The organism is Bifidobacterium sp. UTBIF-68, from assembly GCF_006408855.1.
Taxonomy (GTDB): Bacteria; Actinomycetota; Actinomycetes; order Actinomycetales; family Bifidobacteriaceae; genus Bifidobacterium; species Bifidobacterium reuteri.
The window spans coordinates 67164-81257 of sequence record NZ_JFAN01000014.1; the positions used below are offsets into that span (position 1 = coordinate 67164).

Consider the following 14094-nt stretch of genomic DNA (forward strand, 5'->3'; position numbering starts at 1 on the left):
TGAGCAGGGCACTCGCGCGATGATACGATTTGGGGGTATCCTCGAGAACATGAGCGAAACGAGCAGCGACTGGCAGAGGACCACCATAGATTCCGCCCAGGCGGCGGCCCACCCGGAAACCGCCAAGACGGTGGCGCAGATCAAGGCACTGCGTCAGTCCATCGACAACATTGATTCCGCTGTCATCTCCCTGTTGGCGGAGCGGTTCAAAACCACGTCCCAGGTAGGGGTGCTCAAAGCCAGCGCCGGGTTCGCCCCGGAGGATATGAAGCGTGAGGACTATCAGATCGAGCGCCTGCATCGCATCGCCATCGAGGCCGGTCTCGACCCGGAAATCGCTGAGAAGTACCGCGAATTTGTCGTGACCGAGGCCAAGAAACGTCATCAGCGCATCGCCGAGGCAGGCGGCGATCCGGGCGTATTGGACGTATTCGCCTGAATCGTATGCATCCGCGCCACGCTGCCTCATGCATGCATATCCTCTATATTCCTCATATTCACACGCTGGTGGGGAACCAGCGGTGCAGTGTGAATCCCCATTGCAAGGTGTTCGTCGGTGAGAGGAATCCGCAGACGCGGCAATCGCAACGGATATGATATGAACGCATGCATTGACGTGTATGAACGGGGATAGGATATGAAGCTTGCCGCTGCGTTGGTCAGTTGTGCCCTGTGCGTGACTTCTACAGCCGGTGGTGTTCTGCTGAGCCGTCCGGCTGACGTGGATTACGGGCCGGTACTGGCGCAATCCGCGAGCCGATATGCCGTGTTCGATGAAGACGGCGAACCCACGCGCTGGTATGCGGTCGGCGGGCCTTCCGAGACGACGGGCGCATCGCCGGTGACGCGCATTCCCGCCGACTCAGACACCGCTCCGCAATTGCCGTGGACCATCGACGTCACATATTCGCTTGATGGGCCTAATCTGTCTGCCGCGGAGGTGGCCGGGACGTCCGGCCTTGTGGGCGTGCATATCACTGTGCGCCCATCGCATGCCTCCGACAACAGCGCCAACCGTACCGTCCCGATAATCGCGTTCACCATCCCCAGCCAAGTGTCGGATGATGTCTCCGCTTCGGACGGCGTGTCCGTCAGCACGCAGGGCGGCAATTCGCTGGTCGCGGCAGTGGGGCGCAGCGGCTCGGGACTTGAGCTCAGCTGTTATATGAACGCGAAGCGTTTTGCCATGAGCCCCATTGCGCTCGCTGTCGTGCCGGTCGATGTCTTGGATGGTGGTGCCGTCCAGCAGCCTGCTGACAATACCAATACTGCCGCCGGACAGCTCGCTGCCACGTCCTCGACCTTGGTGGATTCCCTGACCGACGCCGGTTCTGGTGCGCATCAGCAGCTCATCGACCAGCTCAAGGCCTTGCGCGCGAATGAACAACAATTGGCCCAGACGGTCACCGCCGAGCGGGAAGCCGCCCACCAGCGGACGTTCGAGGCATATATGGCCGCGTACGTCGGCTCCTATACCACGCATCTTTCCGGCTCCATCGGCACCTCCACCCAGCTGCCTGCATTGGTGGGCACTGCCGGTGAGCTGTCCGGCGATACGCCGCTGGCCCAAGCGGTGATCGACTTGGCTGATGCCGTCAACAATGTGAGCGCCGCGCATATGCATGCCGGCGCAGTGGATGCGCTCGATGAGGTGATTCGCCACATCCAGCAACAGGGGACGACCGGCTTGGTCGACGATCTGACCAAGGAAGCCGCCGAGGAAGCCACCAAAGGATCGCAGCAGTATTCGGCCGGCCAGAAGCAGCTGTCCGCCGCGATGATTCCCTATTCGATGAAATATACGGATGTATACACGTCCAAGTTGAGTGCACTGACCGGTGGCACGTCGGCGGGAGCTACGGCATATGCGCAACAGGCCATCGCCCAAACCAATGCCAGTGATGAGCTGAAGGATTCGAAGGCCAAGGTGGATGCCGCTATGGATGCGCTCGCCGCCGCCTGCGAGCATACCGGCAAGTCCCAGGCGCTGCGGCAGATACTGTTGCGCTTCTCCGACCAGTTCGCAAGCGGCGATGAAGCTGCTGGTGATTCGGTTGATTCGGATGGTTCAGGTGCCGACACCTTGGCCGGCGAATCGCAGGTGCTGGTTCATGGTCTCGCCGACGTGCAATCCCAGTCGTTCTACGGCCGGACCAAGGCGGCTGAAGCCAAGCGCAAGGCCGAGCGTGCGCGCCAGCAGGCGCAGGCCGCGCAACGGGAGCAATCGCAGGACACGCAGACCTCGCTGGTCGATGACACGATGTCCATGTCCGCCAGCGATGTGATGAGCTATGCCAACGGGTTGACTTCCGCCATTGGCGGAGGTTCCGGCAACGATGCCGGTAGCAGTGCCGATGGCGATGCCGCTGGGACTACCGCTGACACTGCCGCTTCGCAAGGTGCTGGACAATCCGCGCAGAGCGGTACAGATGCCAGCAGGAACGGCTCCGGTGTGAGTTCCGATTCACGAACGGATGCTGACGATGATGCCGCTCCGATCCTCTTCGGATTCGGGCAAGGCGGCACGTTGCTCACCCACGATTACAGCGTGCTCATCGGTGAGACCGTGGTTATCGGCGATGCCGGTCGGCTGATCGCGCAGGCGATTCCTCAATTGGGCTCGGATGTTCCTGCAAGCGCCCTGACCACTGACACTCCCGCATATCTCGTCGTGATGTCCAACCAGCGCTAGTGCCCTGTGTCAGGAATATGTGATGTCTGGGGGTGCGTCATAGGCCCGTGGGTTGTGTCCGTGAGATGTTTAGGGCTGTGTCACAGCTGTCTAGGGCTGTTTAGGTCTACTTAGGTCTTAGCGCACGAAATTCTCGAAAATAAAGGCTATCGCGAGAATTTCGTTCACTGACCGGTTCTCAGCGCACGAAATTCTCGGGGAGTGGGTAAATATCGAGAATTTCATGCGCATACGGCAGGAGGAGCCCCATCGACATGCGATGGAACTCCCCCTTGGGTGGGAAGTCCTGTGAACTTCCCGTAGTCGAGGCGAGCGGCAGCGCTATAGGCAACCGCGAAGGCCGCCTGTTAGGCAGAAGAAAGCTGTTACTTCTTCTGCCTAACAGGCGGCTCTCCGAGTTCGCTGGCGGACACGGAGACTTCGGTTTCGGCGGCATCCTCGGCAGCGGATTCCTCCACGTGCTTGGCGACCAGGTCAAACTTGCCCACCACGCGGCCGGCCTGGGCGATGTCTCCCAGAGCGGCGTGAATGGCGTCCACACCATCCTGTGCGGCGGTCAGTGCCACGGAGAGAATCGGCGTCTTCATGGATACCTTGGCCTCGGACTTGATCTTGCGCAGCTGCTCCACAGCCTTGCCTGCCCAGGTCAGCAGTTCGGGCGATACGCCGGTCGCTGCCTGTACGTAAGGCTCCGGAGTCGGCCATGCGGCGCGGTGCACGGAACCGGATCCGGCATGCATCCAGCTCCACACCTCTTCGGTGGCGTACGGCAGGTATGGGGCGAGCAGGCGGGCGAAGGCGTCCAGACCCAAGCCCAACGCAGTGCGTGCGGACTTCACGGCAGCGGCCGAAGGCTCCTCGCCCTTCTCGTCCGGAGTGCCGTAAGCGCGGTTCTTCACCAGCTCGATGTAGTCGTCGCAGAACTGCCAGAAGTAGCTTTCGATGACTTCCAGCGCCTTGGAATGCTCGTATGCCTCCAGTGATTCGGTGGCCACGCGCACCACATGGGCCAGCTTGGCCATGGCGGCGCGATCCAGCGGCTCGGTCACATCGGCCGGGTTCCAAGCGGCAGTGGCGGCGGAGCCCACGTGATGGTTCTCATCCTCGCGGCCGATGGCCAGCGCGAACTTGGTGGCGTTCAGCAGCTTGATGGCCAGACGGCGGCCGATCTTCATCTGGCCGACATCATAGGTGGCGTCGAGGCCCAGTCGGGCGGCTGCGGCCCAGTAACGCACGGCGTCCGCGCCGAACTTCTCGATCGGCTCGTTCGGCACCACCACGTTGCCCTTGGATTTCGACATCTTCTTGTGGTCAGGGTCGAGAATCCAACCGGACAGTGTGGCGTGCGCCCACGGCAGGCAATGGTTCTCGAGGTGCGCACGATCCACGGTGGAGAACAGCCAGGTGCGGATGATGTCCTGGCCCTGCGGGCGCAGGTCCATCGGGAAGGTAGCCTTGAACAGCGCCTTGGAAGCCTCGTCAGGCTCCTCCCAGTGCGTCACGATCTGCGGGGTTAGCGAGGAGGTGGCCCAGGTGTCCATGATGTCCTTCTCGGCGGTGAAGCCGCCGGGCACATCACGCTGCGAAGCGTCGTACCCTTCCGGCACATCGATGGTCGGGTCGATCGGTAGACGATCCTCGGACGGGGTCAGCGGATGGTCGTAATCCGCGGAACCATCCTCGCGCACCGGGTACCACAGCGGGAACGGCACGCCGAAGAAGCGCTGGCGGGAGATCAGCCAGTCGCCGTTCAGGCCGTGCACCCAGTTGTCGTAGCGCACACGCATGAAGTCCGGGTGGAAGTTGAGCTCCTTGCCGCGTTCGATCAGCTGGGCGTTGAGCTCGGGATCGGTGCCGCCGTTCTTCAGGTACCACTGGCGGGAGGTGACGATCTCGAGCGGTTTGTCGCCCTTCTCGTAGAAGTTCGTCATACGCTTGGTCGGCGTCGGCTCGCCGTCCATGTCGCCGGATTCGCGCAGCTTGTCGACGATTACCTTGCGGGCGGAGAACGTGGTCTTGCCAGCGGTCTCCGCAAAGATCTCGCGGCCGGCCGGGTCGGTGATCCAATCCGGGGTGTCCATCACGATGCGTCCGTTGCGCTGGATGATGGAGCGGGTGGGCAGCTTCAGGTCGCGCCACCACTGCACATCGGTCACATCACCGAACGTACAGCACATGGCGATGCCGGCGCCCTTGTCCATTTCGGCGGCCGGATGCGCCAGGATCGGCACCTTGACCTTGAACAGAGGGGAGTAGACCTCCTGACCGAAGTACTGCTTGTAGCGGTCGTCCTCGGGGTTGGCGATCAGTGAGGTGCAGGCGGCCAGCAGCTCGGGACGGGTGGTCTCGATGTAGATCGGGGTTCCGTCCTCGAATCGGAAGGCGATCTTGTGGTAGAAGCCGGGGTATTCACGGGATTCCAGCTCGGCCTGCGCCACTGCGGTCTGGAAGGTCACGTCCCACAGGCCGGGGGCGTCCTGCTGGTAGGCCTCGCCGCGGGCGAGGTTGCGCAGGAAGGCCTTCTGGGCCACGCGCTGCGGGTGTTCGCCGATGGTGTGGTAGGTCTGCGACCAGTCGATCGACAGGCCCAGCTTGCGCCACAGCGCCTCGAACTGCTGCTCGTCCTGAGCGGTCAGACGTTCGCACAGTTCGATGAAGTTCTTGCGGGAGATCGGCACCTGATCCTTGGCGTCGATCTTCTTGCCAGTGGTGCCCTCGAACGGCGGCTTGAAGTCCGGGTCGTACGGCAGGGTCACGTCCACGCGCACGCCATAGTAGTTCTGCACGCGGCGTTCGGTGGGCAGGCCGTTGTCGTCCCAGCCCATCGGATAAAACACGTCGTAGCCGCGCATGCGCTTGTAGCGTGCGATCACGTCGGTATGCGTGTAGGAGAACACATGCCCCACATGCAGGGAGCCGGAGACGGTGGGCGGCGGGGTGTCGATGGAGTACACGGCCTTGCGGTCACGGGTGTTCTGGAACTTATAGGTGCCGTTCTCATCCCAAACGGCGCGCCACTTGTCCTCAAGACCGTCCACGCCGACCTTGTCGGGCAGCGGGGTGAGGTTGGCGTTGATGATGGAATTGCCTTCAGTCATAAAGCCAAAGTCTATGCGCGTTGTATGACAAGGCTTTTCCGCAGCGACGACCGTGATATGGTGCACGCAATACGACCGTGAACGCCTACTGTTCCTTGGCCACAGCGCCCAACGGCATGCGTGTATCGATCAGTGCGGTGGGGTAGCCGGACAGCTTGCTGCTGGCCACGGTGAAGCATTTGCGCGTATACAGCCAGTCGCTTGCCGCATCCTGGCTGAGCGTTCTGGCATACGCCTTCATCCGGTCGGCGTACTCCTGGTCGTTGGTGGCCGCCCGTGCGGAGGCGTACGCCTGCTCGGCTGCGGCATGATCATAATGGAATATGGAGTTCGGGTCGACGAATTCGCCGGCATCGCCGGTCCCGTCCATGCTCATCAGCGTCAGCTCCCATGATCCATCCTGGATGCGTTTGGCGTAATCCTGGTCGGACACCACCTCAAGGTTCACTGTGGGGCGTGGCACTTGGGCGATTTGCTGGGCGATGGCCTCCGCCATGGAGCGATACTGCTCGGTCACCACGAAATCCACGGTGGTCAGATAGGAACCGAAATAGCTGGTCATCGACTGCACTTGGGACATGTCATGCGGGAACAACCCGGTCAGGTCCTCGTATCCGGGCTCGGTGGGGCTTATCGGCCCGCCCAGAAGCCCGCCGGAATCAGGCTGGGAGGAGGCTATCGCAGCGGCGTCAATGAGATAGCGGAAGGTGGTGCGCACCTTTTCGTCCGACATTATCGAATCGGTGCCGTTGTTGAACGCCAGCAGTACCTTGTCTGTGGTGGTGCCTTCGCTGACCTTGAGGTTCTCCTTGCCGTTCGCCGCAGAGGCTACGGATGCCGTGGCGGGGGCGGCCATGTCGATGCTGCCGTTGGCCAGTGCCTCGTTGAGCTTGGCTTCGTCGGAATACTGGTTGAAGGTGATGGTGCCCACCTTGGCCTTGGTGCCATGGTAGGTGCCGCTGTATGCCAATGTCAGCGATTGAGCGGGGGTGAACTTACTGACGGTGAACGGGCCGGAGCCGATGGCCTGTTTCGCATAATCGGTATCGCCGGCTTCGGAATCATAAACAATGCCAAGTCTTCCGGAGAGCGCCCGCAGCAGTGTGGGATTCGGTGAGGTGAGCGCGATCGTCACGGTGTGCGCGTCGGGATTGGTGATGGAGGCAAGCTCGCCGAGATCGCTCACGTCGGCGTACTGCTTGGTCACCGCCTGCTGCAGCGACCACACTACGTCAGTGCCGTCCAGCGTATGCCCATTGGAGAAGGTGACGCCGTCGGCGATGGTGAAGGTATAGGTCAGCGCATCGTCGGAGACCTTCCAACTGGTGGCAAGCCCCGGCTGCAACTGGTTCTGCTGATCCACCGTGATCAAGGTCTCATACACGTTATCGATGAGGAGCCGCTGTGCTGCGTCGGAACTGTTGGCGCGAATATCCAACGACTGTGGCATGTCCTTGACTCCGACGGTGACCGACGTATCCGGACCTTTGCCGGGCAGCGTCAGCGTCGGTGCGTCGCTCCGGTGGCCGATGACCGACCATCCCGCCCAGACCAAGGCGCTGAGCACGAGGGTCACCACCAGAAACACACCCCAACTGACCAGCTCGTTGTTGTTCCGTGATTGCTTGCTGCGCATGCCCTTCAGTCTAATGATGGCGGGCTACCGGGAAGAGTGGGCTTCCGCTCAGAGGCCGAAACTTGGACAGGACTGCGCAAGTGGGCAATGTTCGCAATCGGGCTTGCGCGCATGGCATGTGGCCCGGCCGAACAGGATGAGCCGATGACTGAGATTCGTCCAATCCTCAGGCGGAAAGCATGCAGTGATCTCCCGTTCGATATGCACGGGATCAGGATGGGACGCTCGCCAGTCCGAACGCCAACGCAATTTGCCTGTGACGCGTATCACATGCGTGTCGACGGGGAAGCCGGGGATACCGAAGGCGTTGCCGAGCACCACATTCGCGGTTTTGCGGCCGACTCCGGGCAGACTGGTAAGTTCCTCCATGGTCTGCGGCACTTCGCCGCCGAATCGTTCGTCCAAGGCGGCGGCCAGTCCGAGAAGATGCTGGGTCTTCGAACGATAGAAGCCCAAGGGGTGAATGATGTCCTCGACCTGCGAGGGATTGGCCACAGCCAGTGCCGCCGCAGTGGGATAGGTGGCGAAGAGTTCCGGCGTGACGGTATTGACGCGCTTGTCCGTGGTTTGGGCGCTGAGCACAGTGGCGATCAGCAATTGCAGTGGGGAGTTGAAATCCAATGCGCATTCCGGAGCGGGAATGATACGGCATAAGATGTCATATTCGGCGTGCATCCGGGCCAGTCGCGCCGATTTGCTTTCGCGCATCGTTCGCCTTCCTATCGTGATGCTGGTTCTTCCACCGATGATGATGGCCGTTTCCCATGCCGCCGTATAGAAGAGCGTTGGTGCTCGCGGTATTGCACGGCGGCCTACGCCTACTCGGTGGCGGAGTCGGAGCTGTGCGTGCTGGAACGTGCGGCCTGTTGGGCCGCCGCGTCGCCCTTGTCGTTCTCCGGCGGGTCGAAGCGATAGCCTACATTGCGCACCGTACCGATGAGGTGCTCGTATTCGCCGCCAAGCTTGGCGCGCAGGCGACGAATGTGCACATCCACCGTGCGGGTGCCGCCGTAATAGTCGTATCCCCATACTTCCTGCAGAAGTTGGGCGCGCGTGAAGACCCGGCCGGGATGCTGCACCAGATACTTGAGCAGCTCGAATTCCTTGTATGCCAGATCGATGGGGCGGCCATGCAAGGATGCTGTATAGCCATTGGTGTCCACAATCAGATCGCCGGAACGAATCTGTCCGTCTTCCACGGTGGTGGTAGGTTCCGACGCATTGCCCATCATGGACGTGGCGGGTGCGTTGCCGCGTTCGGAAACCAGACGGAGACGGCCCTCGACCTCTGCGGGGGATGCGCTGGTGACCACCACGTCGGCAATGCCCCACTGGGAGTTGACCACGGTGAAGCCGCCTTCGGTCAGCACGAGCACGATTGGCGTGGACAGGCCGGATGCATGAATCAGATTGCACAGTGTCTTGGCAGTGGCAAGATCATCTCGTGCGTCTAGAAACAGAATCGTGTTCTCCGGCATTTTCACGAGACTCGCGGCGTCCATGGGCAGCACGCGTACGCGGTGGGAAAGCAGGGCCAGTGACGGTAGAACGGTTGCGGGGGCGTTAGCGAAAGTCATCAACGTCAAATCCGTCACGCTGATCCCCCCCTAGTGAATTGTCGCAATCAGTGAATTGCGCGTATCGGTTGCCGACCGGCGTCGGCATGATGCTGATGACCGGTCATTCGCAGATTTCCCCTTATTGTACGCGCCTGCGTGGGACACCTTGGTGCCATTGGCTCATAAATGGGAACATAACGTTGCGAATGTGGGCATCACACATGCAATGAGCCAGCGTGGCAGCTCAGCCGAGGTAGTGCGTGAGCAGCAGAGTGGCCGCTGCGATGGTCACGCCCATCATCATCACCGGAAGCAGGCCGGTGCCTATCCACGGTGCGCGCATCGTGGGATCCGGATCGGCGTCGCGCACCCACAGTACAGAGGCGATGGCCAGCGCGATGGCCAACACAATCAGTATGATTACCGCGATACCGCCGGCAGTGGCGTCGCGGCTGATGAGCACACCCAGCGTCGGCAGGAAGCACCAACCGGCTACCGCGATGGCGGCCACACCGGAGGTGACGGCGTGGGAGAGTGCGCGAATCAGATGGGAGCGCTCTTTACGGGCCATTTGGCGTCCGAACGAGAAGACCACGAGCACCACCAGCAGGAAGCCCACGGCAAGGGCCCATGAATACCAAGGCAGCGGTTCGCCATGCCTGCTAACCATCTGAGGGGGAATGTCGCTGACCGGGAAAGGCACGAACACGAATATCAGTGAGGCTGCACCGAAGACCATCGTGATGGCCCGGTCGAACACCGAGCCGCGGAATGGCCAGAACAGGATGAATTCGCCGAGCACCATGGCCGCGATGATGAGCGGAATGGTCGGCATCGGTCCGCGCTCGGGAACCACGGTGGCGGCGATGAGCATCGCATATGCTGTGCACTGGGTCAGCAGCATGCTGCCAGCCTTATGCTTCCAGTTCTCCTGAGTGATTTCGGCCATGTGAACCTCTCCGATAAACGATGTGCTGCGACAATCCTACGCCGTTCCTTAGAAGGCGATGATGCCGAGATGCTCCAGCAGCACTTTCACGCCGATGAGAATCAGCACCACGCCGCCGGCGATCTGGGAAGGCTGCTGCCATCGGGAGCCGAACACGCGGCCGATATACAGGCCTGCTGCGGAGAACAGGCCGGTGACCACGCCGATGCAGGTCACGGCAAAGACCACGTTGGATTGCATGAAAGCCAGGCTCACGCCCACGGCGAAGGCGTCGATACTGCATGCCACCGCCAGCGGCAGCATGTGCTTCCAATCGAATTGCGGTGTTTCCCGGGCGTTCTCGTCCGGCTCCTCAAACGCTTCATGAACCATGTTGCCGCCGATGAACGCAAGCAGACCGAAGATGATCCAGTGATCGAATTCAGTGACGTATGAGCTGAATGCGGATGCGGCGAAATAGCCGAGCAGAGGGAACAACGCCTGGAAGCCACCAAACCAGAGCGCTGTTTTGATGGCGTCCCGAGTACGGACTTTGGAAACGGTCAGACCCTTGCCAATGGAGACGGCAAACGCGTTCATCGCCACGGAAACGGAAATCAATAGGGTTTGAATGATGATCGAAATCATGATGATATAGCAGGTTCATCGCCGGTTTTCTCCAAGCGATGGGCCTCGACCAGCGTTCCCACGCGCCGCCTACGCCTAATTGAAAAGACGAGATGTCAGTATACAACAGAAGGCCCCCGAAGGGGCCTTCTGCAATGTGATTCCCTCAGCAGGGGAATCGAAAATGATCACTTCGGAGTGCGCGTTTCACGCGCCTTCGCGGCGTAGCCGCTCACTTCGGCTAGTGACAGTCCACTGGACTGTCACTTTGACGCGTTCGCGAGACGCTCACGCGCCTCAGCGATTTCCTTCTCGGCGACGGTCCTGCAATTATGGACGGCCTGCGGCCGGCTCAGTATTGGCTCAGGCACTGTCGCGCCTGAGCACGTCGCCGCGGAAAGCCCACTGGGCTTTCCTGTCGGAAATCACTTAGACGTGCGCGTTTCACGCGCCTTCGCGGCGTAGCCGCTCACCTCGGCTAGTGACAGTCCACTGGACTGTCACTTAGACGCCTCGGCTAGACGCTCACGCGCCTCAGCGATTTCCTTCTCGGCGACGTCCGCGCCGGTCCAGTAGTCGCCGGGCTTGACTTCCTTGCCGGGCTCGAGGGCCTTGTACTGCTCGAAGAAGTGCTTGATCTCGGCGAGGTGGTACTCGTTGACGTCCTTGACGTCCTTGACGCCGTCGTAACGAACGTCGGCCGGCACGCACAGCACCTTGTCGTCGCCGCCCTCTTCGTCCTCCATGTGGTACAGGCCCACGGCGCGGCACTCAATGACGCAGCCCGGGAACACGGAGTTGGTCACCATCACGAGCGCGTCCAGCGGATCGCCGTCCTCGCCCAGGGTGCCCTCGATGTATCCGTAGTCGTCCGGGTAGCCCATGGCGGTGAACAGCTCACGGTCCAGGAAGACGCGGCCGGTCTCCTGATCGACTTCGTACTTGTTCTTGGATCCGCGCGGAATCTCGACCACGACGTTGAAGGTTTCTGCCATTGTGCTATCTCCTTGTTTGGAAACTATTCGTTACACACACTACTACCGTCCGGGCGCATCATCATCACTGCACGGACAGAATGTGAGCCACATCCACCCACGGTGCGAGCGAGACGTAGTTGTCCCAGCCCCACTGGAATTCCCGGCCGGTCAGCTCATCGCGCACGGCAAGCGGACGGTCGGTGGGCAGGCCCAGCTTATCGAGATCCAGATGAATCATCGACTGATGCGCGTCATGTCCATCGAGGTTCACCACCACGATCAGCGTATCCGCCTGACCGGTGCCTGTCAGCTCCGCCGAAGTATGACGGGCGAACGCCAGCATGTTCGGATCGGAGGACTCGAGCACCGTGAGGTTGTGATAGCTCAGCGCTGCCGGGTGCGAGCGGCGGATCTTGTTGAGCGCCGTGAGCATTTCCGCCACACCGTACTTCTTGGCCTTGGACCAGTCGCGGACCTTGACCTCGTACTTCTCGTTGTCGATCTGCTCCTCGAAGCCCGGGCGCTGCTTGTTCTCCAACAGTTCGAAACCGTTGTAGATGCCCCAGCTCGGCGAGCCCATGGCGGCGAGCACCGCGCGCACGCAATGGCCGGCGATGCCGTTGTCGCGCACGTAGGCGGTAAGGATGTCCGGCGTGGTGGGCCAGAAGGTGTTGTGCTGGTAGTAGCCGTCGTCGCCATTGGTGACGGGCAGATACTCCTCCAGCTCCTCCTTGGTGTTGCGCCACGGGAAGTAGCAGTGGGACTGCGTGAAGCCCACATAGCTCAGGGCGCGCATCATGCCCGGACGGGTGAACGCCTCGGCCAGGAACAGGACCTCCGGGTGGCGCTTGGTCACGGCGGCGATCACATCCTGCCAGAAACGAACTGGCTTGGTGTGCGGATTGTCGACGCGGAAGATGGTCACGCCCGCATCGATCCACAGGTTCAGCACACGTTCGACTTCCTTCTCAATGCCTTCCATGTCGGCGTTGAAGTCAATCGGGTAGATGTCCTGATACTTCTTCGGCGGATTCTCCGCGAAAGCGATGGTGCCGTCCGGCTTGTGACGGAACCAATCCGGATGCTGCTTGACCCACGGATGATCAGGAGAGCATTGCAGCGCGAAATCAAGGGCGATTTCCAGTCCGAGCTCATGGGCGCGGGCGGTCAGGGCCTTGAAATCATCCATCGTGCCAAGCAGCGGGTCCACCGTATCGTGGCCTCCCAGAGCGGAGCCGATGCCGAACGGGGAACCCGGATCGTCAGGGCCGGCCACCAGCGAATTGTTGCGGCCCTTGCGGTTGGTGACGCCAATCGGGAAGATCGGCGGAAGGTAGACGATGTCGAAGCCCTCGGCCTTGGCGCGTTCGAGGCCTGCGATCGAGGTCTTGAGCGTACCTTGCACGATCTTGCCGGTCGCTGGGTCGATGGTGGCGCCTTCGGAGCGCGGGAAGAACTGGTACCAAGCGGCGAAGCTGGACTTCGGACGCTCCACCTTGAAGCGTTGCGGCTGGCTCGGCGAAATACCATCGCGCAGCGGGTTGGTCTCATGCAGGGCGGCGATCTGCGGATTGTCGCCTGCGGCCAAACGTTCCTCGGCGGTCAGCGATTCATCGGCCATGGTCTCGGCGGCTTGTTGCAGCGTCTTGCGGTCGCGCACGGTCAGCTTCGCATCCAGGGTCACCGCCCAGCGAGCCAGCAGCTCGGCGCCGGAGTTCAGCGCGTTGTCCACATCATCCAGCACACGCACCTTGATGCGGGCGTCATGCAGCCAGGACGTGTACGTGTCCTCCCAGCCCTCAACAGTCACAGTCCACTCGCCGAGCTGGCGCTTGACTGCGGCATAGCCCTCATCCCAAGGTTTCAGATCGCTGTGCTCACCGCACTTGAGCGTGACCTCCCAGCGGTCGAGGCCGGGGTTCGTGCACATCATGCGCCTGCGCAGCGTCTCCCTGCCGCGGGCGTTGCGGACGATCGCCGTAGCTCCCACCTTGGTACGTCCTTCGATGAACACCTGTGCGGTCACCTTGAACGGTTCACCGAGCTCCACGCGGGCCGGGAAGATGCCGCGCTCCTCATCGGGAGTGACGTCCATCACGTTGATGCGGCCGAACTGGCCGAGCTCCTTGACCTCGATGGTGGGGGCTGGCGCCTCGCCGACCAGGCCTTTCAGAGCAGCGTTGGCGCGCGCGGTTTCGGCGTCGACGCGCTTATGCGTGGCTTTGGCGGTCTTCGTGGTCTTGGCGGCGGTGGCCTTGGTCGTGGCGGCTTTGGCTGCGGTTTTTGCTGCGGGCTTGGTCGCGGACTTCACGGCATTGGTCGTGGGTTTGACGGCTTTGGGGCGAGAAGTCGCCTTTGACTTCGTCGTCTTGGAGGTCGTGGAGACCTTGACGGTCTGGGCGGCCGGTTCGGCCTTGGAGGGTTGTTCTGTATGGGATGTGCGCGAATTCGCGCGATGTTGTACTACCATACGGCCCATTTTAAGGGGAATCCATCATTTGTCGTGCATTGTGGACAACTTTTGGATGAACGTTCGATAAATGGCTTGAAGTGGATAACTCGAAGCCGAAGTTATCC

10 protein-coding genes are annotated in these 14094 nt (G+C 61.4%); 2 read left to right on the plus strand and 8 right to left on the minus strand.

What is annotated here, in order from left to right; genetic code table 11:
* Positions 1–49: 49 nt before the first annotated feature.
* Both BW14_RS04695 and BW14_RS04700 read left to right on the plus strand, forming a co-directional pair.
* Positions 50–439, plus strand: coding sequence for a chorismate mutase (locus tag BW14_RS04695; protein WP_044089369.1), 390 nt, complete (start codon positions 50–52; stop codon positions 437–439).
* Between the two features lie 198 nt (positions 440–637).
* Complete coding sequence (locus BW14_RS04700) at positions 638–2692, plus strand: hypothetical protein (RefSeq protein ID WP_044089370.1); 2055 nt, start codon at positions 638–640, stop codon at positions 2690–2692.
* 365 nt (positions 2693–3057) lie between these two features.
* Here BW14_RS04700 and valS read toward each other — a convergent pair whose 3' ends face one another.
* The 8 genes from valS to BW14_RS04740 form a co-directional block, all read right to left on the minus strand.
* Positions 3058–5790 carry a valine--tRNA ligase gene (gene valS / locus BW14_RS04705; protein ID WP_044089372.1) on the minus strand — a complete coding sequence of 911 codons (2733 nt, stop codon included), beginning with the start codon at positions 5788–5790 and terminating at the stop codon, positions 3058–3060.
* Positions 5791–5875: 85 nt separating this feature from the next.
* On the minus strand, positions 5876–7426 hold the full coding sequence (locus tag BW14_RS04710) for an ABC transporter substrate-binding protein (protein ID WP_140489323.1): 1551 nt from the start codon (positions 7424–7426) through the stop codon (positions 5876–5878).
* Positions 7427–7474: 48 nt separating this feature from the next.
* The gene (gene nth, locus BW14_RS04715) at positions 7475–8134 is read right to left on the minus strand and encodes an endonuclease III (protein WP_140489324.1); all 660 of its coding nucleotides are present in this window, start codon (positions 8132–8134) and stop codon (positions 7475–7477) included.
* A 110-nt stretch (positions 8135–8244) separates the two neighbouring features.
* On the minus strand, positions 8245–9003 hold the full coding sequence (locus tag BW14_RS04720) for a response regulator transcription factor (RefSeq protein ID WP_181162288.1): 759 nt from the start codon (positions 9001–9003) through the stop codon (positions 8245–8247).
* Positions 9004–9229: 226 nt separating this feature from the next.
* Entirely contained in the window at positions 9230–9934 is a 705-nt protein-coding gene (locus BW14_RS04725) for a membrane protein (RefSeq protein ID WP_044089376.1), read from the minus strand.
* Between the two features lie 48 nt (positions 9935–9982).
* Positions 9983–10561 (minus strand): manganese efflux pump MntP family protein, encoded by a 579-nt coding sequence (locus BW14_RS04730; protein ID WP_140489326.1) that lies wholly within the window; start codon positions 10559–10561, stop codon positions 9983–9985.
* A 479-nt stretch (positions 10562–11040) separates the two neighbouring features.
* Positions 11041–11535, minus strand: a complete 495-nt coding sequence (locus BW14_RS04735) for an inorganic diphosphatase (protein WP_044089378.1) — start codon at positions 11533–11535, stop codon at positions 11041–11043.
* Between the two features lie 64 nt (positions 11536–11599).
* Complete coding sequence (locus tag BW14_RS04740; RefSeq protein ID WP_375138431.1) at positions 11600–13612, minus strand: alpha-1,4-glucan--maltose-1-phosphate maltosyltransferase; 2013 nt, start codon at positions 13610–13612, stop codon at positions 11600–11602.
* Positions 13613–14094 lie beyond the last annotated feature (482 nt).

Bases quoted from the DNA above. Each gene is read 5' to 3' on its own strand.
- BW14_RS04725 (WP_044089376.1), bottom strand. From the start codon at position 9,934: ATGGCCGAAATCACTCAGGAGAACTGGAAGCATAAGGCTGGCAGCATG.
- BW14_RS04710 (WP_140489323.1), bottom strand. From the start codon at position 7,426: ATGCGCAGCAAGCAATCACGGAACAACAACGAGCTGGTCAGTTGGGGT.
- BW14_RS04700 (WP_044089370.1), top strand. From the start codon at position 638: ATGAAGCTTGCCGCTGCGTTGGTCAGTTGTGCCCTGTGCGTGACTTCT.
- BW14_RS04740 (WP_375138431.1), bottom strand. From the start codon at position 13,612: ATGGACGTCACTCCCGATGAGGAGCGCGGCATCTTCCCGGCCCGCGTG.
- BW14_RS04695 (WP_044089369.1), top strand. From the start codon at position 50: ATGAGCGAAACGAGCAGCGACTGGCAGAGGACCACCATAGATTCCGCC.
- BW14_RS04720 (WP_181162288.1), bottom strand. From the start codon at position 9,003: ATGACTTTCGCTAACGCCCCCGCAACCGTTCTACCGTCACTGGCCCTG.
- nth (WP_140489324.1), bottom strand. From the start codon at position 8,134: ATGCGCGAAAGCAAATCGGCGCGACTGGCCCGGATGCACGCCGAATAT.
- BW14_RS04735 (WP_044089378.1), bottom strand. From the start codon at position 11,535: ATGGCAGAAACCTTCAACGTCGTGGTCGAGATTCCGCGCGGATCCAAG.
- BW14_RS04730 (WP_140489326.1), bottom strand. From the start codon at position 10,561: ATGATTTCGATCATCATTCAAACCCTATTGATTTCCGTTTCCGTGGCG.
- valS (WP_044089372.1), bottom strand. From the start codon at position 5,790: ATGACTGAAGGCAATTCCATCATCAACGCCAACCTCACCCCGCTGCCC.